General features: G+C 71.1%; 18 protein-coding genes. 9 read left to right on the top strand and 9 right to left on the bottom strand.

The genetic code is table 11. The annotated features are described in order from the left end of the window. Positions 1-217: 217 nt before the first annotated feature. Complete coding sequence (locus ACWEFB_RS18895) at positions 218-997, top strand: C39 family peptidase (RefSeq protein ID WP_452287039.1); 780 nt, start codon at positions 218-220, stop codon at positions 995-997. Between the two features lie 99 nt (positions 998-1,096). On the opposite strand, the gene ACWEFB_RS18890 is transcribed toward ACWEFB_RS18895, so the two are convergent. Next, a complete protein-coding gene (locus tag ACWEFB_RS18890) occupies positions 1,097-1,666 on the bottom strand; it encodes a hypothetical protein (protein WP_452287037.1) in 570 nt (189 codons plus the stop codon). A gap of 247 nt (positions 1,667-1,913) precedes the next feature. On the opposite strand from ACWEFB_RS18890, the gene ACWEFB_RS18885 reads away from it, so the two are divergent. Further along, positions 1,914-4,718, top strand: coding sequence for an aconitate hydratase (locus ACWEFB_RS18885; protein ID WP_452287035.1), 2,805 nt, complete (start codon positions 1,914-1,916; stop codon positions 4,716-4,718). A gap of 109 nt (positions 4,719-4,827) precedes the next feature. Here ACWEFB_RS18885 and ACWEFB_RS18880 read toward each other — a convergent pair whose 3' ends face one another. From ACWEFB_RS18880 to ACWEFB_RS18860, 5 genes are all read right to left on the bottom strand, one after another. Continuing rightward, on the bottom strand, positions 4,828-5,694 hold the full coding sequence (locus ACWEFB_RS18880) for a S1 family peptidase (RefSeq protein ID WP_452287033.1): 867 nt from the start codon (positions 5,692-5,694) through the stop codon (positions 4,828-4,830). A gap of 91 nt (positions 5,695-5,785) precedes the next feature. After that, positions 5,786-7,003 carry a cytochrome P450 family protein gene (locus ACWEFB_RS18875; RefSeq protein WP_452287031.1) on the bottom strand — a complete coding sequence of 406 codons (1,218 nt, stop codon included), beginning with the start codon at positions 7,001-7,003 and terminating at the stop codon, positions 5,786-5,788. 124 nt (positions 7,004-7,127) lie between these two features. Continuing rightward, a complete protein-coding gene (locus ACWEFB_RS18870; protein WP_452287029.1) occupies positions 7,128-8,774 on the bottom strand; it encodes a pectate lyase family protein in 1,647 nt (548 codons plus the stop codon). Positions 8,775-8,778: 4 nt separating this feature from the next. Beyond that, positions 8,779-10,473, bottom strand: a complete 1,695-nt coding sequence (locus tag ACWEFB_RS18865; protein WP_452287027.1) for a pectate lyase family protein — start codon at positions 10,471-10,473, stop codon at positions 8,779-8,781. 405 nt (positions 10,474-10,878) lie between these two features. Then, a complete protein-coding gene (locus tag ACWEFB_RS18860) occupies positions 10,879-13,107 on the bottom strand; it encodes a transglycosylase domain-containing protein (RefSeq protein WP_452287025.1) in 2,229 nt (742 codons plus the stop codon). Positions 13,108-13,288: 181 nt separating this feature from the next. Here ACWEFB_RS18860 and ACWEFB_RS18855 point away from each other — a divergent pair, with 181 nt between their 5' ends. Then, complete coding sequence (locus ACWEFB_RS18855) at positions 13,289-13,534, top strand: DUF2630 family protein (RefSeq protein ID WP_326556984.1); 246 nt, start codon at positions 13,289-13,291, stop codon at positions 13,532-13,534. 97 nt (positions 13,535-13,631) lie between these two features. Here ACWEFB_RS18855 and ACWEFB_RS18850 read toward each other — a convergent pair whose 3' ends face one another. From ACWEFB_RS18850 to ACWEFB_RS18840, 3 genes are all read right to left on the bottom strand, one after another. Continuing rightward, a complete protein-coding gene (locus ACWEFB_RS18850) occupies positions 13,632-14,570 on the bottom strand; it encodes a serine protein kinase RIO (RefSeq protein WP_452287023.1) in 939 nt (312 codons plus the stop codon). Between the two features lie 189 nt (positions 14,571-14,759). Next, complete coding sequence (locus ACWEFB_RS18845; RefSeq protein WP_326556982.1) at positions 14,760-15,404, bottom strand: HAD family hydrolase; 645 nt, start codon at positions 15,402-15,404, stop codon at positions 14,760-14,762. Positions 15,405-15,482: 78 nt separating this feature from the next. Next, positions 15,483-16,343 (bottom strand): carbon-nitrogen hydrolase family protein, encoded by an 861-nt coding sequence (locus ACWEFB_RS18840; RefSeq protein ID WP_452287021.1) that lies wholly within the window; start codon positions 16,341-16,343, stop codon positions 15,483-15,485. Positions 16,344-16,425: 82 nt separating this feature from the next. Between ACWEFB_RS18840 and ACWEFB_RS18835 the strand changes: the two genes are divergently transcribed. Genes ACWEFB_RS18835 through ACWEFB_RS18810 form a run of 6 tightly spaced genes read left to right on the top strand, consistent with a single transcriptional unit; the run spans position 16,426 to position 20,991 of the window. Beyond that, on the top strand, positions 16,426-17,019 hold the full coding sequence (locus ACWEFB_RS18835) for a TetR/AcrR family transcriptional regulator (RefSeq protein ID WP_326556980.1): 594 nt from the start codon (positions 16,426-16,428) through the stop codon (positions 17,017-17,019). Positions 17,020-17,058: 39 nt separating this feature from the next. Beyond that, positions 17,059-17,946, top strand: a complete 888-nt coding sequence (locus tag ACWEFB_RS18830; protein ID WP_452287019.1) for a TIGR04222 domain-containing membrane protein — start codon at positions 17,059-17,061, stop codon at positions 17,944-17,946. 42 nt (positions 17,947-17,988) lie between these two features. Then, entirely contained in the window at positions 17,989-18,915 is a 927-nt protein-coding gene (locus tag ACWEFB_RS18825; protein ID WP_452287017.1) for a TIGR04222 domain-containing membrane protein, read from the top strand. Then, positions 18,912-19,733, top strand: coding sequence for a DUF692 domain-containing protein (locus ACWEFB_RS18820; protein WP_452287015.1), 822 nt, complete (start codon positions 18,912-18,914; stop codon positions 19,731-19,733). Before ACWEFB_RS18825 ends, ACWEFB_RS18820 begins: the two co-directional genes overlap by 4 nt. Then, positions 19,730-20,197, top strand: a complete 468-nt coding sequence (locus ACWEFB_RS18815; RefSeq protein ID WP_452287013.1) for a hypothetical protein — start codon at positions 19,730-19,732, stop codon at positions 20,195-20,197. The genes ACWEFB_RS18820 and ACWEFB_RS18815 overlap by 4 nt, the downstream gene beginning before the upstream one ends. A 32-nt stretch (positions 20,198-20,229) precedes the next feature. Beyond that, positions 20,230-20,991 carry an SDR family oxidoreductase gene (locus ACWEFB_RS18810; protein WP_452287011.1) on the top strand — a complete coding sequence of 254 codons (762 nt, stop codon included), beginning with the start codon at positions 20,230-20,232 and terminating at the stop codon, positions 20,989-20,991.

Here is a 20,991-nt window from a genome sequence, read left to right as displayed (position 1 = left end):
TTGACGGGCCGGACCGGTTACATCCCCCTGAACACCGGAGCACCCCGAGCGGGTCGCCTCCGTGACCGGCCCCCGGGTGACGCAACCCCGGAATGCACGACGGGCCGGACCGGTTACATCCCCGAGCACGTCCGACCAGCCCCCACCGGCCGGGCGTGTGGCTCAGCCCCGTGCTTCTCCCCCAGCTACGGGACACCCCCACTGGAAGGCAACCATCATGACTACCTTTAGTCAGTGGCTACCGGCCATCGCAAAGACCTCCGCAGTTCGTAAGGGCGCACTGACCGCCGCAAGCCTCGCGTTCGTCGGCGGCGCCATCGCCGGCCCCCTGGGTGCCACCGCGCAAGCGGCTCCGGCCGCCCAGCCGGCCCCGGCCATGACCACCGTCGCCCACGTGTCCTCGGACCGCGGTCACGACGACAACGGTCACGGCAAGGACGCCGACCGTGACAAGGACAAGGGTCACGGCAAGGACGCCGGTCGCACCATGTCGGCCAAGGAACTCAAGAACGACTACCAGGCGCAGCCGAACTTCTACTGGTGTGGTCCGGCCGCGACCCGGAACGCGCTGAGCGCCGACGGGCACCACCTGACCCAGGACGAGCTGGCCAAGAAGCTCGGTACCACCGTCGAGGGCACCCCCTCGGCCGAGGACACCACCCGGGTGCTGAACGAGGTTGTCGGCGGCGACAAGTACAAGACCACCGCGATCCCGGACAGCAAGGCCAAGCCGGAGCAGATGGACAAGCTCCAGGCTGACGTCAAGCGCGCGGTCGACGACAACCGTGCCGTGGTGGCCAACATCATCGGTACCGGGACCGACACCGACGGGGTCTCGCACTCCTACGAGGGCGGCCACTACCTGGCCGTGGTCGGTTACCGCGATGACGGTCGGGCCGTGAAGATCTCCGACTCGGCCAACCCGAACAACTCGTCGTACTGGATGAGCACCATCGACATGGCCAACTGGATCGCCACCCGCGGTTACTCGGCCTGACGAGGTGACAACCGAATAGCAGGACGGTAGGACCGAGGGGCCAGCTCATCGAGCTGGCCCCTCGGCGTGTCCGCTACGACGCGGAGGTGGCGTTCGGCGCTAGTAGCCGCCGCCACCACCACCGCCACCGTCGCCACCGCCATAGCCGCCGCCGTCGCCGTCAGCGCCACCGACCGCAGGGTTGGCGGTGACGAGCCCGTCGCTCTCGGCACCGGGCTCGCGTACGGCGTCCGGGGCGCAGAGGACGGTGACCCGGTAGGAGAGGCCGACGTTGGACCAGATGTCGCCGTGCACCCACAGGCAGAGGCCCACACCGGTGCCGCCGTCCGGGTGCTCGTAGAACTCCACCACCGGGTCGGCGATCGCCCCGACCAGGCCCTGGGTGCCCTGGGCGGTGCCGGGGATCTGGAGCAGGCCGACGCTGAGCTGCACCTCGACGTCTTCGAGGGCGTCCAGGTCGTACCAGTGGGTGTCCGGCAGGAAGAGCCGGGAGTCGACCTGGCGGCGCTTGTACTCCGGCCCCATCAGCCCGGTGTCGGCGTCGGGCTGACCGCCGATCCAGGCGATGCCGGCGTAGTCACTGCGCAGTCGCCGGGCGTCGGTGAAGAATCCGGTCGCCACGGTGTCGATGCGTGGCTGGGCGGCGAGCTGGACGGTTGCGTCGGTCACTCGCGGCACCCTAGCACCGACGCCTGTACCGGGTCCGACCCTCCGCCGCCCTCCGGTGTCCGGAGCCCGCCACTCGGTGCGGGCCGGCTTGCGTCAGTAGCAAGACGGACGTACGGTTTGAATAGCCGGAGGAGCCGGTTGGTAAGTGTTACCTAAGCCGCGCGTGGCGGTAACACATACGAAAGACTGCTCAGGACTATTCACGGTCGCCCTTCGGCCGGAAGGCATCGGCCGGAACGAACACAGCGTGAAGGAGTACGACGTGGCGAGCCTCGACACCTTCGGTGCGAAGAGCCAGCTACGCGTCGGAGACGCGAGCTACGAGATTTTCAAGATCAGCAAGGTGGCCGGTCAGGACCGCCTGCCGTACAGCCTGAAGATCCTGCTGGAGAACCTGCTCCGCACCGAGGACGGCGCGAACATCACCGCCGACCACATCCGTGAGCTGGGCGGATGGGACCCGGACGCGGACCCGAGCGTGGAGATCCAGTTCACCCCGTCCCGGGTGCTGATGCAGGACTTCACCGGGGTCCCCTGCGTCGTCGACCTGGCCACCATGCGCGAGGCCGTACGCGACCTCGGCGGCGACCCGACCCGGGTCAACCCGCTCGCCCCGGCCGAACTGGTCATCGACCACTCGGTCATCGCCGACCTGTTCGGTCGCGAGGACGCGTTCGCCCGCAACGTCGAACTGGAGTACGAGCGCAACCGCGAGCGTTACCAGTTCCTGCGCTGGGGCCAGACCGCGTTCAACGAGTTCAAGGTCGTACCGCCGGGCACCGGCATCGTGCACCAGGTGAACATCGAGTACCTGGCCCGCACCATCATGGAGCGGAACGGCCAGGCCTACCCGGACACCGTGGTCGGCACCGACTCGCACACCACGATGGTCAACGGCCTCGGCGTACTCGGCTGGGGCGTCGGCGGCATCGAGGCCGAGGCCGCCATGCTCGGCCAGCCGGTCAGCATGCTGATCCCCCGGGTCGTCGGCTTCAAGCTCTCCGGCGAGGCCCCGACCGGCACCACCGCCACCGACCTGGTGCTCACCATCACCGAGATGCTGCGCAAGCACGGTGTGGTCGGCAAGTTCGTCGAGTTCTACGGCCCCGGCGTCGGCGCGGTGCCGCTGGCCAACCGGGCCACCATCGGCAACATGTCCCCCGAGTACGGCTCCACCGTCGCCATCTTCCCGATCGACGCCGAGACCATCCGCTACCTGCAGCTCACCGGGCGCAGCGAGCAGCAGGTCGCCCTGGTCGAGGCGTACGCCAAGGAGCAGGGCCTCTGGCACGACCCGGCCGCCGAGCCGAACTACTCCGAGCGGCTCGAACTCGACCTGTCGACCATCGAGCCGTCGCTGGCCGGACCGAAGCGCCCGCAGGACCGGGTGCCGCTGGGCAACGCCAAGACGATGTTCCGCTCCGCCCTGATCAACTACGTCGGCGAGGACAACCCGGTCGCCCACGGCCCGGCCGACGAGGCCAGCGAGGAGTCGTTCCCGGCCAGCGACCCGCCGGCCAACGGGATCAACGACCCCGACGACGCGCCCCGCGACCTGATCTCGGCCGCGACCGGCGCGAAGGGACGGGCCACCGCCCCGATCACGGTCACCGGCGACGACGGCACCGAGTTCGAACTCGACCACGGCGCGGTCGTGATCGCCGCGATCACCTCCTGCACCAACACCTCGAACCCGCAGGTGATGATCGGAGCGGCCCTGCTCGCCCGCAACGCGGTCGAGCGCGGTCTGAACCGCAAGCCGTGGGTCAAGACCACCCTCGCCCCGGGCTCCAAGGTGGTCATGGACTACTACGAGCGCGCCGGCCTCACCCCGTACCTGGAGAAGCTCGGCTTCCACCTGGTCGGATACGGCTGCACCACCTGCATCGGCAACTCCGGCCCGCTGCCCGAGGCGGTCTCCCACGCGGTCAACGAGCGTGACCTGTCGGTCGTCTCGGTCCTGTCCGGCAACCGGAACTTCGAGGGCCGGATCAACCCGGACATCAAGATGAACTACCTCGCCTCCCCGCCGCTGGTGGTGGCGTACGCGCTGGCCGGCACGATGGACATCGACCTGGCCAACGAGCCGATCGGGCTCGGCTCCGACGGTCAGCCGGTCTACCTGCGCGACATCTGGCCGAACTCGACCGAGATCGAGGAGGTCATCGCGAGCGCGGTGCGCAGCGAGATGTTCACCGCCGACTACGCCGACGTCTTCGCCGGTGACGAGCGCTGGCAGGGCCTGCCCACGCCGACCGGTGACACCTTCGCCTGGGCCGGTGACTCGACCTACGTACGCAAGCCCCCGTACTTCGAGGGCATGGCCCGCGAGCCGCAGCCGGTCGTGGACATCACCAACGCGCGGGTGCTGGCCAAGCTCGGCGACTCGGTCACCACCGACCACATCTCGCCGGCCGGCTCGATCAAGGCAGACTCCCCGGCCGGTAGGTACCTGGCCGACCACGGCGTGGCCCGGCACGAGTTCAACTCGTACGGTTCCCGCCGGGGCAACCACGAGGTGATGATCCGGGGCACCTTCGCCAACATCCGGCTGCGCAACCAGCTCGTGCCGGGCGTCGAGGGCGGCTTCACGGTCAACCACCTGACCGGTGACCAGAGCTCGATCTTCGACGCGTCGGTCGCCTACCAGGAGGCGGGCGTACCGCTGGTCATCCTCTCCGGCAAGGAGTACGGCTCCGGCTCGTCGCGTGACTGGGCGGCGAAGGGCACCATGCTGCTCGGCGTACGGGCGGTCATCGCCGAGTCGTACGAGCGGATCCACCGGTCGAACCTGATCGGCATGGGCGTGCTCCCGTTGCAGTACCCGGTCGACGTGACCGCCGAGACCCTGGGGCTCACCGGCACCGAGACGTTCACCATCACCGGGGTGACCGCGCTCAACAACGGCGAGGTCCCGCGTACGGTCCGGGTCAGCACCGACACCGGGGTCGAGTTCGACGCGGTGGTACGGATCGACACCCCGGGCGAGGCCGACTACTACCGCCACGGCGGCATCCTGCAGTACGTCCTGCGTCGGATGATCGCCAGCTAGCCGTGCCGCAGGCGCGGCCGGTCCAGCCGGCGGCGTTCGAGGCACCGAGTGACCGGGCCCGCCCCATCCGTCGTGATGGGTGCGGGCCCGGTTCCGTAGGACCTGCCGGTCAGGGCAGGGTCACGCCGTACGCGGCGAGAATCTCGGCGATCGGCTGGTAGTAGGTGGTGCCGCCACTGGTGCAGTTGCCACTGCCACCGGAGAGGATGCCGAGTACGTTGCCGTTGGCCGGGTCGTAGAGCGGCCCGCCGCTGTCGCCCGGCTCGGCGCAGATGTTGGTACGGATCAGCCCGTGCACCGAGCCCTGGGAGTAGTTCACGGTCTGGTTGAGCGCGACCACCGTCCCGCACCGGACCCCGGTGGTGGAGCCGCTGCGGCAGACCCGCTGGCCGACGTAGGCGTTGGCGATCCCGCTCGACGGCAGCAGGCCGGGATAGGTGTAGACGGCGCTGGGGTGCGGGATCGCCCCGTTGGTGTACCGGACCAGGCCGTAGTCGTTGCCCGGGAAGCTGGTCCCGACCCGGGTGCCGAGTACGGGCGCCTGGTTGCCCTGGGCGTACCAGGTGCCGCCGAGGATGGTGCAGTGCCCGGCGGTGATGAAGAAGTGGGTGCTGCCGCTGCGCACGTTCGCACCCAGTGAGCACCGCCCCGCGCTGTTGACCTGGATGCCTTGCCCCCCGGCGATCAGGGTGGTCAACCGGCCCGGCTCGTGGCGTACCACCGCACCGGCGCGGTCGGCGGTCGCCCGGAGCGCGGCCACCCGCTCGGCGCCGACCGTGTCGTCGACGGTGAGGGTCATCCGGCCGAGGGCCGGATCGAATCCCCAGACCGTGCCGGCGGTGCGTACGTCGGCGAGGATCGCCTCCGCCCGGGCCGGGTCGACGGCTTCAGGGGCGGCGGGTCGGGCCTGGGCGGCTGTCGGTGCGGCGAGCAGGAGCACCACCGCGAGCAGGGCGAGGAACGGGGAACGGCGCATGCGGACCTCCGCTGATCGACATCGATAGACGCCGTTACAGCATCCACTGTGCTCGATCGAGTTTCAATCGCCCGGCCGCCCCCGGCATCCTTCAGAAAGTGACCGGCAGGCTACGCAGACCACGGGTACGGAAGTTGGGCCGCCAGGCCAGTTCGGCCGGGTCGACCGCGAGCGCCAGCTTCGGGAAGCGCCGCAGCACGGCACCGACGGCGACCTGGAGTTCGAGCCGGGCGAGCGGAGCGCCGACGCAGTAGTGGATGCCGTGGCCCAGGGTCAACTGCCCGTTGTCTGGCCGGGACACGTCCAGCAGTTCCGGGTTGTCGAACCGGCGCGGATCGCGGTTCGCGGCGGCCACCCCGAGCAGCACGGTCGCCCCGTCCGGGATGGTCACCCCACCGATCTCCACCTCGGTGACCGGGAACCGGCGCAGCGCCACCGGCGACGGCGGTTCGTACCGCAGCAGTTCCTCGACCACGGCGGCGGGCACCTCGGGTGCCTCGCGCAGGCCGTCGACCTGCTCGGGGTGGCGCAGCAGGGCGAGGATGCCGGTGCCGATCAGGTGTACGGAGTTCTCGTACCCGGCGAAGAGGACCAGGAAGGCGAGCGAGGTCAGCTCGTCCTCGCTGAGCCGGTCGGTGCCGCCGTCCGAACCGGTGTCCCGGGCGGCGATCATCGCGGAGAGCAGGTCGTCGCCGGGTTCACGGCGCTTCTCGGCGATCAGCCGGACCATGAACTCCTGCAACTGCACCACCACCCGGCCGGCGGCCCGGGGGTCGTCCGCCGGTGGGGTGAGCATCACGTCGGTCCACCCGCGCAGCGCGGCCCGATCCTCGGCCGGCACCCCGAGCAGGTCGCAGATGACCGTGACCGGCAGCGGGCCGGCGTAGTCGGCAACCAGATCGGCCCGGCCGTCGGCGGCGATCCGGTCGAGCAGTTCCTCCGCCGCCGCCTCCACCCTCGGGCGCAGGTCGGCGATCCGCTGCGGGCCGAAGGCCACTCTGATCAGGCGGCGGATCCGGGTGTGGTTGGGCGGGTCCATGTTGAGCAGGTTCGCGTCCAGCGCCGGGGGCAGGGAGAAGCCGCGCCACGTACCGTCCGAGTTCGCCTTGTCCAGGGAGAGCCTCGGGTCGGCGAGGGCCGCGCGTACATCCGCGTAGCGGGTCACCAGCCAGGCGGTCGTCCCGTCCGGCAGTGGGATCCGGTGCACCGGCCCGGCCTCCCGCAGCGCCGCGTAGGTCGGGTACGGGTCGGCGACGAAGGCCGCGGTGAACGGCGAGGACGGCGGGTTCGAGGTGGCTTGTCCGGTCACCGGACGAGGCTAACCCGCCGTACGGACCGACGCTGCCCGCGCCCGCCGGGGCGGAGACGTCCACCACCGGTGACTCCGGCTCCGGCGTACGCGGGGACCTCCCGTACGCCGGAGCCGGACCGGGTCAGCCGCTTATCCGCCCCACCCCCGCGCCCGCGGTGACCGAGGCCGGCACACCCGCCGCCGGACTCAACTGGTACGCGTAGAAGGTGCTCGGCTCGACCACCGTCCCGGACGTCTCCGGTACGCCGGAGTTGACGAAGATGTTGTTGCGTTGCACCGCCCGACCGGGACCGCTGTCGGCGTAACCGCTGGCGGAGTAGATCGGGAAGGGCACGTTCTCGAAGTAGTTCCCCTCCACCAGCACACCCGCGTTCTCGGTCGACGCGACGGCGTACAGGTCGTTGCCGAGGAAGTAGTTGTTGTAGACGTGCACCGGTTCACCGAACCGGACCCGGGGGTGGCGCTGCCGGGAGTGGTCGAAGAAGTTGTGGTGGATGCTCACCTTCAGGTGCCCGATGTCGGTGGAGCCGGCCCCGTCGGAGTGGCTGATCAGCATGCTCTTGTCGGAGTGGTCGAAGTGGTTCCAGGAGACGGTGACGTAGTCGGCTCCCCGGACGATGTCGACCGACCCGTCGACCGCACCGGCGAACCGGTTGTGGTCGATCCAGACGTGGTGCGACTCCTGCCCGACGTTGACCGCGTCGTCCTCGGCGTTGGTGAAGTTGATGTTGCGGATGATCACGTTGTACGACCGGTACATGTCCAGCCCACCGCCGGTGGTCTCGGCGTTCCCGCCGACCCCGATGATCGTCTTGTTCGGGCGTACGCCCTGCTTGCTGCTGATCCGGATCACACCCTGGACCCGGATCACCAGCGGTCCGATGGTGTCGATGTAGTTCAGGAAGTCGGTGGCGTTGGTGGCCGTCACCACCGGGCCGCCCGCCCCACCGGTGGTGCCGTTCAGGCCGAGCGCGTTGACGCCGGCAAAACCGTCCGGCTGGCCCGGAACCGGGTTACCGGTCGGCGGCGGCGTGGTCGGCGCGGGAGTGGTGGGTACGGGAGTGGACGGGATCGGACCGGGCGTGGTCGGGGTCGGTCCGGCGGTGGTGGGCGTCGGCGTGGGGCCGGAGGCGGTCTCCACCAGCACGTCGTCGAAGTGGGCGCTGGCGTAGAAGGTGGCCACCCCGACCTGCCCGGTCGGGTACTGGCCGTCGGTGGCGGTCAGTACCGGGCCGTTGTCCACCCGAGCGGTCAGGGTCGAGCCGCTGACCTGGAGGCTCAGCCCGTACCAGGTGCCGGCGGTCACGGTGACCGAGGCGCTGGCCAGGGTGGTCGACGTACCGTTGCTGAGCTTTTTCAGTTCGACCGTGTTGTTGCTGCGCAGGGCGAGGTAGTAGTAGCTGGTCGCGGACTGGGCCCGGGCGGTGAGCGCGACGAACCGGTTGGCACCGTTGAAGGCGGTCGGCTTGACCCGGGCCCGGACGGTGTAGTCGGTCCAGTTCGTCGCACCGGCCCGGGACCGGGCGTCGGCGCTGGTGCCGGACTGGCGCAGCACCGGGCTGCCGTCGGTGGCCACGCTCCAGCTTCCGCCGGAGGCGGTCCACCCGGTCGAGTTGCCGTCGTCGAAGTTGTCGGTGAACAGGGTCGCCGCTCTCGCGGAACCGGTGGTGACCGCGAGTGCGGTGGCCACCAGCAGGAGGGCGAGCAGGGCCCCGCCCAGGGCGGTGGTGAGCGGTGTCGTCCGTCTGGTGCCGTGGTGGAGGTTCATCGGCTCAGCCCAGCTTTCCCACCCCGGCACCGGCCGGGACGATGGTCGGGATGTCGGCGGCGTTGTCCAGCCGGTAGCTGTAGTACGTGCTCGGCTCGGTGACCGCGCCCCGGGTCTCGATCGGATGGTTGCAGTCCACGAGGATGTTTCCGCGTTCGACGATCCGGCCGAGGTCGCCGCTGAACTCGACCCGGCCCGGGTTGTTCACGCTGTAGAAGTAGTTCCCCTCGACCAGCACCCCGGCGTCGTACGTGGACGCGACCCCGTAGCTGTTGTCGAAGTAGTAGTTGTTGTAGACGTGGGTGAGGTCGGAGAACCGCACCCGTGGATGCCGCTGGTCGGAGCGGTTGAAGTAGTTGTGGTGGTACGTGACGTGCAGCCGGCCGATGTCCTGCGCCCCGGCGTCCTCGTCGTGCGAGAGCAGCAGGGTCTTGTCGTGGTCGTGGAAGTTGTTCCAGGAGACCGTGACGAAGTCCGACCCGCGCTTGATGTCCACCGCGCCGTCGTCGCCGTTGGAGAACTCGTTGTGGTCGATCCAGATGTGGTGGCTGAACATCTGCACGTTGAGCAGGTCGTCGGTCGCCCCGGTGAGGTGCAGGTTGCGGATGATGACGTTGTGGACCGCGTCCGCCGGTGGGGAGGTGATGGTGTCGCTGACCGGCAGTCCGATGTTGAGCCCGCCGCCGGACAGGACCGCGTTGGCGCCCACCCCGACGATGGTCTTGTCCGAGGTGACGTTGTGCATGCCGTCGCTGGTGCCGGTGGGCAGGGTGATCGTGCCGACGACCTGGATCACGTACGGGCCGGGGCGGGCGATGTAGTCCAGGAACTGCGCGGTGGTGGAGGCGGTGACCACCGGACCGCCCGCGCCACCGGTGGTGCCGTTCTGGCCGAGCGCGTTGACGCTGGCGAACCCGTCTGCCCGCCCGGTGACCGGGGCGGTCGGGGTGCCGGTCGGTACCGGGGTGGTCGGCGCCGGGGTGGTGGGCGTCGGGGTGGTGGGTGTCGGTCCGGGGGTGGTCGGTGCGGGGGTGGACGGGGTCGGGCCCGGCGGCCCGGACTCGACGCTCACGTCGTCGAAGTTGGCTGCGGCGTACCGGCCGAACAGGCCGATCTGGCCGTTGGCGAACTGGGTGTCGGTGACGGTCAGCGGGCTGCCGCCGTTGACCCGGCCGGTCAGGGTGCTGCCGTTGACGGCCAGGCTCAGCGCGTACCAGGTGCCGACGGTGACCGGCAGCGGCGCGCTGGCCAGGATCGTGTGGGTGCCGGCGGCGAGCTTGCCGAGGACGGCCGCACCGTCGGCGCGGACACCGAGGTAGTAGTAGCTTCCGCTGCCCTGGGCGCGGGCCGCAACCCCGGCCAGCCGGTCGCCGGTGCCGAAGTCGGTGGGTTTGACCCGCGCGGTGACCGTGTAGTTGGTCCAGCTCGCGGTGCCGGCCCGGACCCGGGCGTCGGCGCCGGTGCTGGCCTGGCGCAGCACGCCGGTGCCGTCGGTGATGACGCTCCAGGAGCCGCCGGAACTGCTCCAGCCGTTGTGGTTGCCGTCGTCGAAGTTGTCGCCGAACAGCGGTGCCGCCTGGGCGGTGCCGGTGGTGACGACCAGGGCGGTGGCGAGCGCGGCTGCCAGCCCGGCCGCGGCCAGGGCAGACCAGCGCGACGTTCGCCGCCGGGTGTTCGGGGTGGGGGTGGGTGCGGTCACGGTTCCGCCTTCCGGGTGGTGGACCGCCCGGCGACGGGCGCCAACCATCGGCCCGCCCGTGGACCCGGCCGTGGGGGCCGTCGGGCGCGCTGCGGGCAGGCCGGAGCCGGCCGCGGGGTCGGCGGCGGGTCCGCGCCGGGCGGGTCACGACTGATGCGGTACGGGCTGCGCGAGTGGCTGATCCGGGGAAAGATCCTTAGGAAAGCGCTTTCCTGTCGCCCACCATAGAAACAAATTTCCGGCGTGTCAACGAGAGATGTCGATACGACAACCGCCCCCACCGGCGAAGATCCACGTACCGGCCCGCGGCGAGCCGTCCGCGCAGCCCGTCCGGCGGTGGACGTGGCACCACAGCAAGCTGCCCGGAGCGGGAGGCTCCGGGCAGCTCTGCCGACGATCGACGGGTCAGCGGTTGCGGCGCCCCGGGTTGCCGGGCTGGTTCGTGTCGGCCGGCGGGGTGTCGTTCCCGTTCGTGGTGGCGCCGTCCGGGTTCGGGTTCGGGTCCGGGTTCTGCTTCGGCGGCTGGTTCGGGCCGTCGCTGCCGTACGCGATCTCCCTGCTCGGCGCGGTGAAGTCCGTCTTCGGCTTGCCCTGCAACGCGGCGGCCATGGTCCGGGCGACCGCGTCGACAACCTTCGACTGGACCGCCGAACCCACGTGGTCGCCCGGGTCGTCGGGGTTGGCCGCGATTCCCGCCACCGCGAGCTGCGGGGTGAAACCGACGAAGGTCTCCGTCGCGTTCTCCTCCGAGCTACCGGTCTTGCCGGCGACCGGACGGCCGCCCAGGATGTCCGAGACCTGTTCCGCGGTGCCACCGTCACAGGTGTTGAGGCTGGACTGGTCGCCGACCGGGCAACGGGCCGCGTCGGCCGCCGCCCGAGCCACGTCCGCGCTCACCACCCGGTTGCACGACGGCCCGATCCCGTCGACCTTGACCCCGTCCGGGCCGGTGACCGAGTTGACCGGCAACGGCTTGCAGTAGACCCCGTCCGCACCGATCGTCGCGTACGCGTTGGCCAGGTCCAGCGGGGTGGTCGAGGCGACGCCCAGGGTGAACGCGCCCCACCCGTCGGCACCGTCCTTGGCCAGGTCGGCGTCGGACTTGGCCCGGAACTGGATCCCGAGCCGCTGCGCCATCTCCACCGCCTTCTCCGCACCGACCTGCTGCTCCAGCCAGACGAAGTAGGTGTTCACCGACCGACCGAAGCCGGTCCACATGTTGCGGTAACCGTCCATCCAGTCCGGGTTCGCGTTCTCCGGGCACCAGACGCCGTTACAGCTGTTCGGCCCGCCGTCCGGATACTTGCTGGGGAACTTCGCCGGGGAGACGAAACCGGTGTCGAGGCTCCGACCGGACTCGAGCGCGGCCAGCATGGTGAACATCTTGAACGTCGAACCGGCCTGGTAGCCCTCGATCGCACCGCCACCGGCGACGAGCTGGTTCACCGTGTTGGGATAGTTCTGCTGCCCGTTGGGGTTCGGGTCGAGGCTGTAGTGCCGGTTGACCGCCAGCGCCAGCACCCGTCCGGTGCCCGGCTGGACCGCCGCGATCGGGGTGGCCCGCTTGTTGCCGTAGCCGTAGACGGTCAGGGTCTGCTGCAACGCGGCGGCCTGGACCTTCGGGTCGAGCGACGTGACGATCGTGTAGCCACCGCGACGCAGCGCCTGCTGCCGCTCGTCGACCGTGGCACCGAACGCCGGCTGGGCGTTCCACCACTGCCGGAAGTAGTCGCAGAAGAAACCCCAGTCGTCGTGCCCGGCCGGCATGCCGCCGCAGTCGTTCGGCGCCTGGGTCGGGTGCAGGACCAGCTCCTCGGCGTCGGCGGTCTTCGCGTCGGCGTCCGTGATGACGTTCATCTTCGCCATCGCGCCCAGGACGTACGACCGCCGGTCCAGCGCCGCCTGCTTGTCCCCGCTGATCGGGTTGTCCGAGTCCGGCGACTGCACCAGACCGGCCAGCAACGCCGACTCGGACAGCGTCAACGCCGAGGCGGCCTTGCCGAAGTAGCGCTGGCTCGCGGCGGCGATCCCGTACGCACCGGCGCCGAAGTAGGCGATGTTCAGGTAGCGGTCCAGGATCTCCTGCTTGGAGATCTTCTTCTCCAGGGCGACCGCGTACCGCATCTCCTGGATCTTGCGACCCTTGGTCTCGGCGGTGGCCGCCGCCCGCTGCTCCGGGGTCAGGTTCGGGTCGGACTTGAGCACGTTGCGGACGTACTGCATGGTCAGCGTGGAGGCGCCCTGCTCGACCTCACCGCTGTTCTGGTTCGCCACGAACGCCCGGACCACACCGCGCAGGTCGACGCCGCCGTGCTCGTAGAAGCGGGTGTCCTCGGCCGCGACGATCGCCTGCTGCATGCTCGTCGCGATCTCGGTGATCGGTACGTCGACCCGGTTCTCGTCGTAGAAGGTCGTCAGCAGCGTCTTGCCGTCGTTGGCGTAGAGGTACGAGCGCTGCGCGGTCGCCGGCACCTTCAGATCCGTCGGCAGATCCTCGTACGAGTCGCTGGCCGCCTTGAGCACCACACCGGCGAGCGCGCTGGCCGGCAGTGCCGACGCGGCAAGCACCGCACCAGCCAGTACGCCGTAGAACAGGAGCTTCGCTGCCTTGCCGAACCGGGTCTTCTCCGTCACCGGTCAACAGTGCCTGCGAGGTCACGAACCATCACCGACCGGGCCGGGATCGTTAGCAAAGTCACGGCCGGCGCCAAGGTTGCGTACAGCGGGGAACCGGACGGCCCGCGCGGCCGGTGGCAAAGCACACCCGGGCCGGGGAATACGGACGCCGCCGCCGGGCCTGTGACAGGCTCTCCGCATGGACGACAGCACGATCCTGAGCCGGATCAACGAACTGGTCGACGAGGAGCACAAGCTCCGCAGCCAGGAACAGGCCAACCACAAGACCACCGACGAGGAGCGCGCACGGCTGCGTGCCCTGGAAGAGTCCCTCGACCAGTGCTGGGACCTGCTCCGTCGCCGGCGGGCCGCCCGCAGCGCCGGCAGCGACCCGGAGACGGTCGGCGACCGGAGCAAGAACGAGGTGGAGAGCTACCTCCAGTAACGGGCGGAGCGGCTACCGCCGGTAACCACTCCCCCGACGATCCGACGGCCGAGCGCCGGACCGGCCACCTGGCCGTCCGGCGCCGGGCCGGGACCGGTCACCGTATCCCCGCCTCCCCGAGCAACCGGGCGGTCAGGCCGACCGGGTCGATCAGGTCGCCCGGCAGCCCCCGCGACCCGAACCAGTTCGACACCACCCGCACGTCGCGGGCCAGGAAGTCCCGGCCCTGCGGGTTCGCGACCACGTCCACGACCTGGGGCAGGTCGATCAGCACCAACCGGCCGTCGTGCACCAGCAGGTTGTACGCCGACAGGTCGCCGTGGGCCAGTCCCGCTCGGGCCAGCACCATGAGTGCGTCCAGGAGCTGGTCCCAGAGGCTGCGCAGTTCGGCCGGTTCCGGCCGGGTCTGGGCGAGCCGGGGTGCGGCCTGCCCCTCCTCGGCGTCGCCGACGAACTCCAGCATCAGCTCGGTGCCGAGCAACTGGACCGGGTACGGCACCGCGATGCTGCCCAACTCCTGGCTGACCTCCCAGAGCCGGACCAGCGCGCCGAACTCGGCGGCGGCCCACTGACCGGCGATCACCTGCCGACCGAACGCGGTCCGTCCCTCCATCGCCCGGTTCTCCCGGGAGCGGCGGACCCGGCGCCCCTCCAGGTAACCGGCGTCGCGGTGGAAGAGCCGGTGGTCGGCGTCCCGGTAGCGCTTGGCTGCCAGCAGGCAGGACCGGTCGGTGTCGGGTACGTGCCGCCGTACGAGGTGTACGTCGGCTTCCTTGCCGGTCTTGAGTACGCCCAGCTCGCTGTCGACCGCGGCCAGCTCGGTGACCAGCCACTCCGGGTGCGGCTCGGGGCCCTGTACCGCCTGGTCCCAGCTCGACCAGCGGTCACCGACGTCGGGCGTGTCGGTGTCGGTGTTGGTGTCGAAGCCGGCACCCGGCACGGGGTGCCGGGACCGCTTCAGGAACTGCGGTTCGTCGTCGTCGAAGCGACGGGTACGGCGCTCACGCGCCGATGGGACATGGTCGTGCTCACGCAAGGTAGGAATCCCTTGATCGAGGTGAAAGAAGGCGGGTAGGGGCGCGCGACAACGACAGCCATTACTCGACCTCCTTCTCTCCCCGACCCGGATTCACCGGGCACCTGCGGGCGTGACGGGAACATGTTCACCGGCAACCGAGCCTGCCGTCAAACGATTTAATTCGGCTCGGCCGGGAGGTGATCCGGTTCAGCCGGCGAGTACGGCGGAGACGGCGGGAATGAGGCCGTCGGCCGTACGGGTCGGCGCGAACCGGGACTCCATCCAGCTTCGGCCACGGTGCAGCCACACGCTGGGCAGGCCGACCGCCGCCGCCCCGCCGATGTCCGCCTCGGGACTGTCGCCGACCACCCAGGCGCCGCGCAGCTGCATCCGTACCCGCTGTGCGGCGAGCACGAAGATCCGGGGATTCGGCTTGCTGACCCCGGCCTCCTCGGAGATGACCCAGTCCGCCACGTACCGGTCGAGCCCGGTCTTCCGGATGATCGCGTCCTGCTGGCGCACGCTGCCGTTGCTGACCACCACCGGGACCCAGCCCGCGTCGTCGGCGATCCGCAGCGCGCAGGCGATCAGCGGATCGAGCCGGATGTGCTCCACCACCCCGTCGTGCAGCGCCTCGACCAGGTCGATCGACGAGGTACGCAGCCGGTAGCGGTCCCGGATCGCGTCCGCCACGTCCCACCGGTCGGTCAGCCCGTCGGCGTCGATCGAGAGCAGCCAGTCGATGTCCGTGTCGGGTGCCCCGATCTCGGCCAGAAAACGCTGCCCCCAGGCACGGAACGGTCCTGCCCGGTCGAGCAGGGTGTTGTCCAGGTCGAGGAGCAGCAGTGGCACTCGCGCACCCTACGGGAATCGGGGTGTCCGACAACAGACCCCATGTGTTAACAGGTTTCCCGGTAGGTGACTGGTGAATCAGCCGATGAGCAGGGCACGTTCGCCGCCGAGTTCGGCCCGCCGGTCGGCGAGCATCCGGTGGGTGGACCGGACCCGGACCAACTCCGCCGGGTCGAAAACTCCGACGATCACCGCCTCCCCGTCGTCGGCGCCACGGCCGAGTACCCGACCCTCCGGGTCGTACAGGGCGGCACCGCCGTTGAACCGCCACGGCTGGTCGCCGCCGACCGAGTTGGCGAAGGCGACGTACATGGTGTTGTCCAGAGCGCGGGCGGCGTAGTAGAGGTCGCGGCGGTGGGCCGAACCGGTGACGTAACCGCTCGGGCAGAGGTAGCCGTGGGCCCGGTCACCGGCGGCGGCGCGGGCGTGCTCCGGGAAGCAGCCGTCGTAACAGACGCCGAGGCCGAGCCGCCATCCGTCGACCGTCAGCGTGGCGCCGCGTCCGCCGGGGACGAACAACTCCCGCTCGTCGGGCCCCCACAGGTGCTGCTTGTCGTAGGCGGCGTGGGCCGTACCGGAGCGGTCGACGACCACCGACGCGCAGGTGCGACGGGTGTCGGCGTACCGGATGGCGGCGCCGACGACCACCACGGCCCGGCGGTCGCGGGCGGCGTCCCGCAGCGGATCGAGCCGGGGGTCGTCGATCCGGCCGCCGTCGACCGCGGCCAGGTCGGTTCCGGCCGGGTCGGCCCGCAGGGTCGGCGGATGGTACGCGGGGAGGAACAACTCCGGCAGTACGACCAACCCCGCGCCCTCGTCGGCGGCCCGGTGGACCAGTCGGGCGGCGGTCCCGGTGTTGCCGGCCAGGTCCCCGGGGACCGGTTGGGCCTGGATCGCGGCGACCGTCAGCGGGGCGGGCGGCGCGTCGGGTGGGGTCATGGGCGGCACCCTATCCCGAACCGCCGAAACCAAGCCGTACGTACGGTTTGCATCGCGCACCGGCACCTGACACGATCGACCGGTGCCCAGAGTGAGCCAGGACCAGCTCGACGCTCGCCGCCACGAGATCCTCGCGGCGGCGCGGGCCTGTTTCGCCAGGTACGGATACGAGGGTGCCACAGTCCGCCGGCTGGAAGAAGCGACCGGCCTCTCCCGGGGCGCGATCTTCCACCACTTCCGGGACAAGGACTCCCTCTTCCTCGCCGTCGCCGAGGACGACGCGGTGGCGATGGTCTCCACCGTCGCCCGCAACGGCCTGGTCCAGGTGATGCGGGACCTGCTCACCAGCGCCAGCTCCCCGGAGACCGCCGGCTGGCTCGGCAGCCAACTGGAGGTGTCCCGGCGGCTGCGTACCGACCCCGAGTTCGCCAAGCGGTGGGCCGAACGCTCGGCGGCGATCGCCGGAGCCACCCGGGACCGGCTGATCCGGCAGCGCGACGCCGGGGTGCTGCGCGACGACGTACCGATCGACGTCCTGGCCCAGTTCCTCGAACTCGCCTACGACGGCCTGGTGCTGCACCTGGCCATGGGACGCCCCGCCGGCGACCTCGGCCCGGTCCTCGACCTCGTCGAGGAGGCGGTACGTCGACCTGCGGGCGGCGGAGGCGCACACTGAGAGCCCTCACCTCCCCGGACGACGAGGAGTAGCTCACCGATGTGGCAAGTCCCCCTCTTCACCTGGTACTACCTCGCCGCGGCGGCGATCATCCTCGTCGGCGCGCTGCTGCACCGGCGCCGGGCCCTCAGCCAGCCTCCCGGCCTACGGCTGACCGACATCACCCCGGCCCAGGCCGCCTACCTCGACAGCGGGGAACGGCTGACGGTCTACTCCTCCCTGGCCGCGCTGCGCCGGACGGACGCCGTCGGCGTGACCACGGACCGACGGCTGACCGTCACCGGCCCCCTCCCGCCCGACGCGAGCCGGCTGGACCGGGCGGTCTACGCGGCGGCCGGGAGCGGGTTGTCCCAGCAGTGGCTGCGGGCCGATCCGGAGGTGCTGGCCGCCGTCGCCGAGGTGAAACGCAGCCTGGAGCAGGCCAACCTGCTGCTCGGCCGCGACGTACGACAATCCGCCCGCCGGGGATCGTGGCTCCTGCTGGGGCTGCTGGCCCTCGGCGTCGCCCGGCTCGCCATCGGGCTCGTCCGGGACGTACCCGCTGACCACCTCTGGGTCGCGCTCCTCCTGGTCATGCTCGCGTACCTGCTGCTGGTCTCCCAGATCCCGCGCCGCAGCCGCGCCGCCGAGGCCATGCTCGTCCAGCTCCGGCGCGGCCACCGGCACCTGGTCACGTCGGCGAACCCGGACCTCGGCGGACAGGACACCCACACGGTCGCGATGACCGTCGCACTGTTCGGCATGTCGGTCATGTCCACTTTGGACCCGGAGATGGCGCAGGAGGCGCAGGACGAGCACGGGTCGGCGTCCGCCGGCTCGACACCCCCCGCACCGAGCGGTGCCATCGGCAGCGACGGCGGTGGACCCCCCGACTACGGATCCGGTGGCTCTGGGTCCGGTGGTGGATGTGGGAGCGGCGGCGGCTGAACGGCTGTGGCGGCAGTGGCGGCCCTGTTCCACAATGACGCCATGCTGATCGACGCCGCGGCCCCGGCGGACACCTGGGGCATCTCCGGGCCCACCTTCCTGTTCCTGTACGTGGCCGCAGCCGGCCTGTTGATCCTCGCTGCCGTCGTACAACGCTCCATCGTCTTCGCCGGCCGGCAGGAACTGGCGACGAGCCAACTGATCCCGGAACAGGCCGCCTACCTCAACGGCGGGGAACGGCTCGCCGTGTACGCCTCGCTCGGCGGCCTGCGAGCCGCCGGCTCGGTCGACACCACCGCCCAGGGCCGCGCCCTCACCACCGCCGGTCCGATGCCGACCGGCGCCACCCAGCTCGACCAGGCCGTCTACAACGCGGCCGGGCGACGGATCCGGCCCCGCGACCTGGGCACCGACGATCGGGTACGGGCCGCCCTGCACGGCATCCGGCGACAGCTCGAACACACCGGACTCGCACCGACCACGGAACAACGCCGGGCGGCCCGTCTCTTCCCGCTGCTGCTGCTCGGCCTGCTGGCGGTCGGGGTGGTCCGGTTCATCGCCGGGGTCACCGGAGGCAAGCCGGTGATCTTCCTGCTCATCGTGCTCATCGCGCTCGCGCTGACCACCCTGATCCTGCTCCGCTCGACACCGAGGCAGACCCGCGCCGCCCGCCGGGCCGTACGGACGATGAAGGGGCAGCACGAGCACCTGTCCCCCAGCTCCCACCCGTCGTACGACACCTACGGCTCGACCAGTGCCGCCATGGGTGTGGCGCTGTTCGGCGGTGCCGCCTTCTACGCCCTCGACCCGAGCTTCGCCGCCGAGGCGGAGGTCCAGCGCAACCTCGCCAGCGGCAGCGGCGGCAGCGGCTACTCCGGCGACGGGGGTAGCAGCAGCGGCGACGGTGGCGGTGGTAGTAGCTGCGGAGGTGGCGGAGGCTGCGGCGGAGGCGGGGGCTGCGGCGGATGAACCTACCCGCGTACGGGGTCGGGATCGGGTGGCGACCGGAGATCTCCGGTTTTGTCGCCGAGCTGCCCGGACTCCGTTTCGTCGAGGTGGTCGCCGAGAGCGTCGCCGCCGAGGGGCCACCACCGGCGGCACTGACCGCCCTGCGCGAGCGCGGGACCGTGGTCGTACCGCACGGGGTGCGGCTGTCGCTCGGCGGCGCCGAGCCGGTCGAGCCGGACCGGGTCACCCACCTGGCCCGGGTCGCCGAACTGCTGGACGCCCCGCTGGTCAGCGAGCACATCGCGTTCGTCCGGGCCGGCGGGGTCGAGGCCGGTCACCTGCTGCCGGTGCCGCGCACCCGCGACGCGGTCGACGCACTGGTGGAGAACGTCACCCGGACCCAGGCGGAGCTGCCGGTGCCGCTGGCGCTGGAGCCGATCGCCGCGCTCTTCGACTGGCCCGACGACGAGCTGGGCGAGGCGGAGTTCCTCACCGAGATCCTCGACCGGACCGGGGCGTTGCTCCTGCTCGACATCGCCAACGTGTACGCCAACGCACGCAACCGGGGCACCGATCCGGTCGACCTGCTCGACCGGCTGCCGCTGGACCGGGTCGCGTACGTGCACGTCGCCGGGGGCGCCGAGCACGACGGGATCTACCACGACACGCACACCGATCCGACCCCCGCGCCCGTACTCGAACTGGTCGGCGAGCTCTGCGCCCGGCACCGGCCACCGGCGCTGCTGCTCGAACGGGACGGGCGCTACCCACCGGCGCGGGCACTGCGCGACGAACTCGACGCGATCGCCGCCGCCGCCGGTTACCCGGCGATCACGTGAGCGAGGTCGAGCGCCCCGGCCGCGACCGGCTCGCCGCCCGCCAGGCGGAGCTGGTCGCGGCCCTGGTGTCCGGTGCGCCGGTGCCCACCGGCTTCGACACCCGGCTGGTCGGGGCGGCCCGTGACGCCCTGCTGCGCAAGCGGGCCGGTGACGTCGGCCGGCACTGGCCGATGCTCGCCGCCGGGCTGGGCGCCGACTGGCTGCCCACGTTCCGGACGTTCGCCGCCACCCGACCGACCAACGGCTCGCTGCGCGACGGCTGGGACCTGGCCCGGGAGTTGGCGACCGGTGGTCGGCTGCCGGAGCCGGCGGCCGAGGAGTTGGCCGTACGGGAGGCCACCTGGCGCTACGACGGCGACTCCAACCCCCGGCTGCGGCGGGCTCCGGCGCTCGGTCGGGCCGGTCGCACCCTGGTGATCCGGGTCGCGGGCCGGGTACGGGTTCTGCGCGGCGGGCTCGGGTAGCACCCGCCTCCGGCGTACGGCAGGATCGTCGCATGGATCTGGGACTCGCAGGCCGGGTGTACGTGCTGACCGGTGCCTCGAACGGGCTCGGCTTCGCCACCGCCGAACAACTGGTGGCCGAGGGTGCCCGGGTGGTGATCGCCGCCCGTGACCCCGGCCGGGTGGCGGCGGCGGTCGAGCGGCTCGGCGGTGCGGAACACGCGACCGGGCTGGCCACCACGCTGGGCGACCCTGACACCCCGCAGCGCCTGATCGACGCCGCCGGTGAGCACTTCGGTCGGCTCGACGGGGCACTCGTCTCGGTCGGCGGACCACCCGTCGCCCCGGCCGGACAGGTGACCGACGAGCAGTGGCGGGAGTCGTTCGAAACCGTCTTCCTCGGCACCATCCGAGCCATCCGTACGCTCGCCGGGGTGCTGCCCGAGGGCGGTGCGATCGGCCTGGTCCTGTCCAGCTCGGTCCGGGTACCGATCCCCAACCTCGGCATCTCGAACGGTCTGCGCCCCGGCATGGCCGCGGTGGCCAAGGAACTGTCCGACGAGTACGGCCCACGCGGCGTACGGTTCGTCAGCCTGCTCCCCGGGCGGATCATGACCGACCGCAACCGCCAGATCTTCGCCGCCAGCGGCGACCCGGAGCGGACCCGCCTCGACGTGGAGGCGGCGATCCCGATGCGCCGCCTCGGTGACCCGGCCGAGTTCGGGCGGGTGGCGGCGTTCGTGCTCTCCCCCGCCGCGAGCTACCTGACCGGGATCACCCTCCCGGTCGACGGCGGCGCGCTGCGGGGCATCTGA

The organism is Micromonospora sp. NPDC004704 (assembly GCF_053601675.1).
This window is presented reverse-complemented; position numbering and strand designations above follow the sequence as displayed.

Excerpts from the sequence above, each read along its gene's own strand:
- ACWEFB_RS18895 (WP_452287039.1), top strand. The coding sequence starts at position 218 with ATGACTACCTTTAGTCAGTGGCTACCGGCCATCGCAAAGACCTCCGCA.
- ACWEFB_RS18810 (WP_452287011.1), top strand. The coding sequence starts at position 20,230 with ATGGATCTGGGACTCGCAGGCCGGGTGTACGTGCTGACCGGTGCCTCG.
- ACWEFB_RS18825 (WP_452287017.1), top strand. The coding sequence starts at position 17,989 with ATGCTGATCGACGCCGCGGCCCCGGCGGACACCTGGGGCATCTCCGGG.
- ACWEFB_RS18830 (WP_452287019.1), top strand. The coding sequence starts at position 17,059 with ATGTGGCAAGTCCCCCTCTTCACCTGGTACTACCTCGCCGCGGCGGCG.
- ACWEFB_RS18855 (WP_326556984.1), top strand. The coding sequence starts at position 13,289 with ATGGACGACAGCACGATCCTGAGCCGGATCAACGAACTGGTCGACGAG.
- ACWEFB_RS18880 (WP_452287033.1), bottom strand. The coding sequence starts at position 5,694 with ATGCGCCGTTCCCCGTTCCTCGCCCTGCTCGCGGTGGTGCTCCTGCTC.
- ACWEFB_RS18840 (WP_452287021.1), bottom strand. The coding sequence starts at position 16,343 with ATGACCCCACCCGACGCGCCGCCCGCCCCGCTGACGGTCGCCGCGATC.
- ACWEFB_RS18820 (WP_452287015.1), top strand. The coding sequence starts at position 18,912 with ATGAACCTACCCGCGTACGGGGTCGGGATCGGGTGGCGACCGGAGATC.
- ACWEFB_RS18870 (WP_452287029.1), bottom strand. The coding sequence starts at position 8,774 with ATGAACCTCCACCACGGCACCAGACGGACGACACCGCTCACCACCGCC.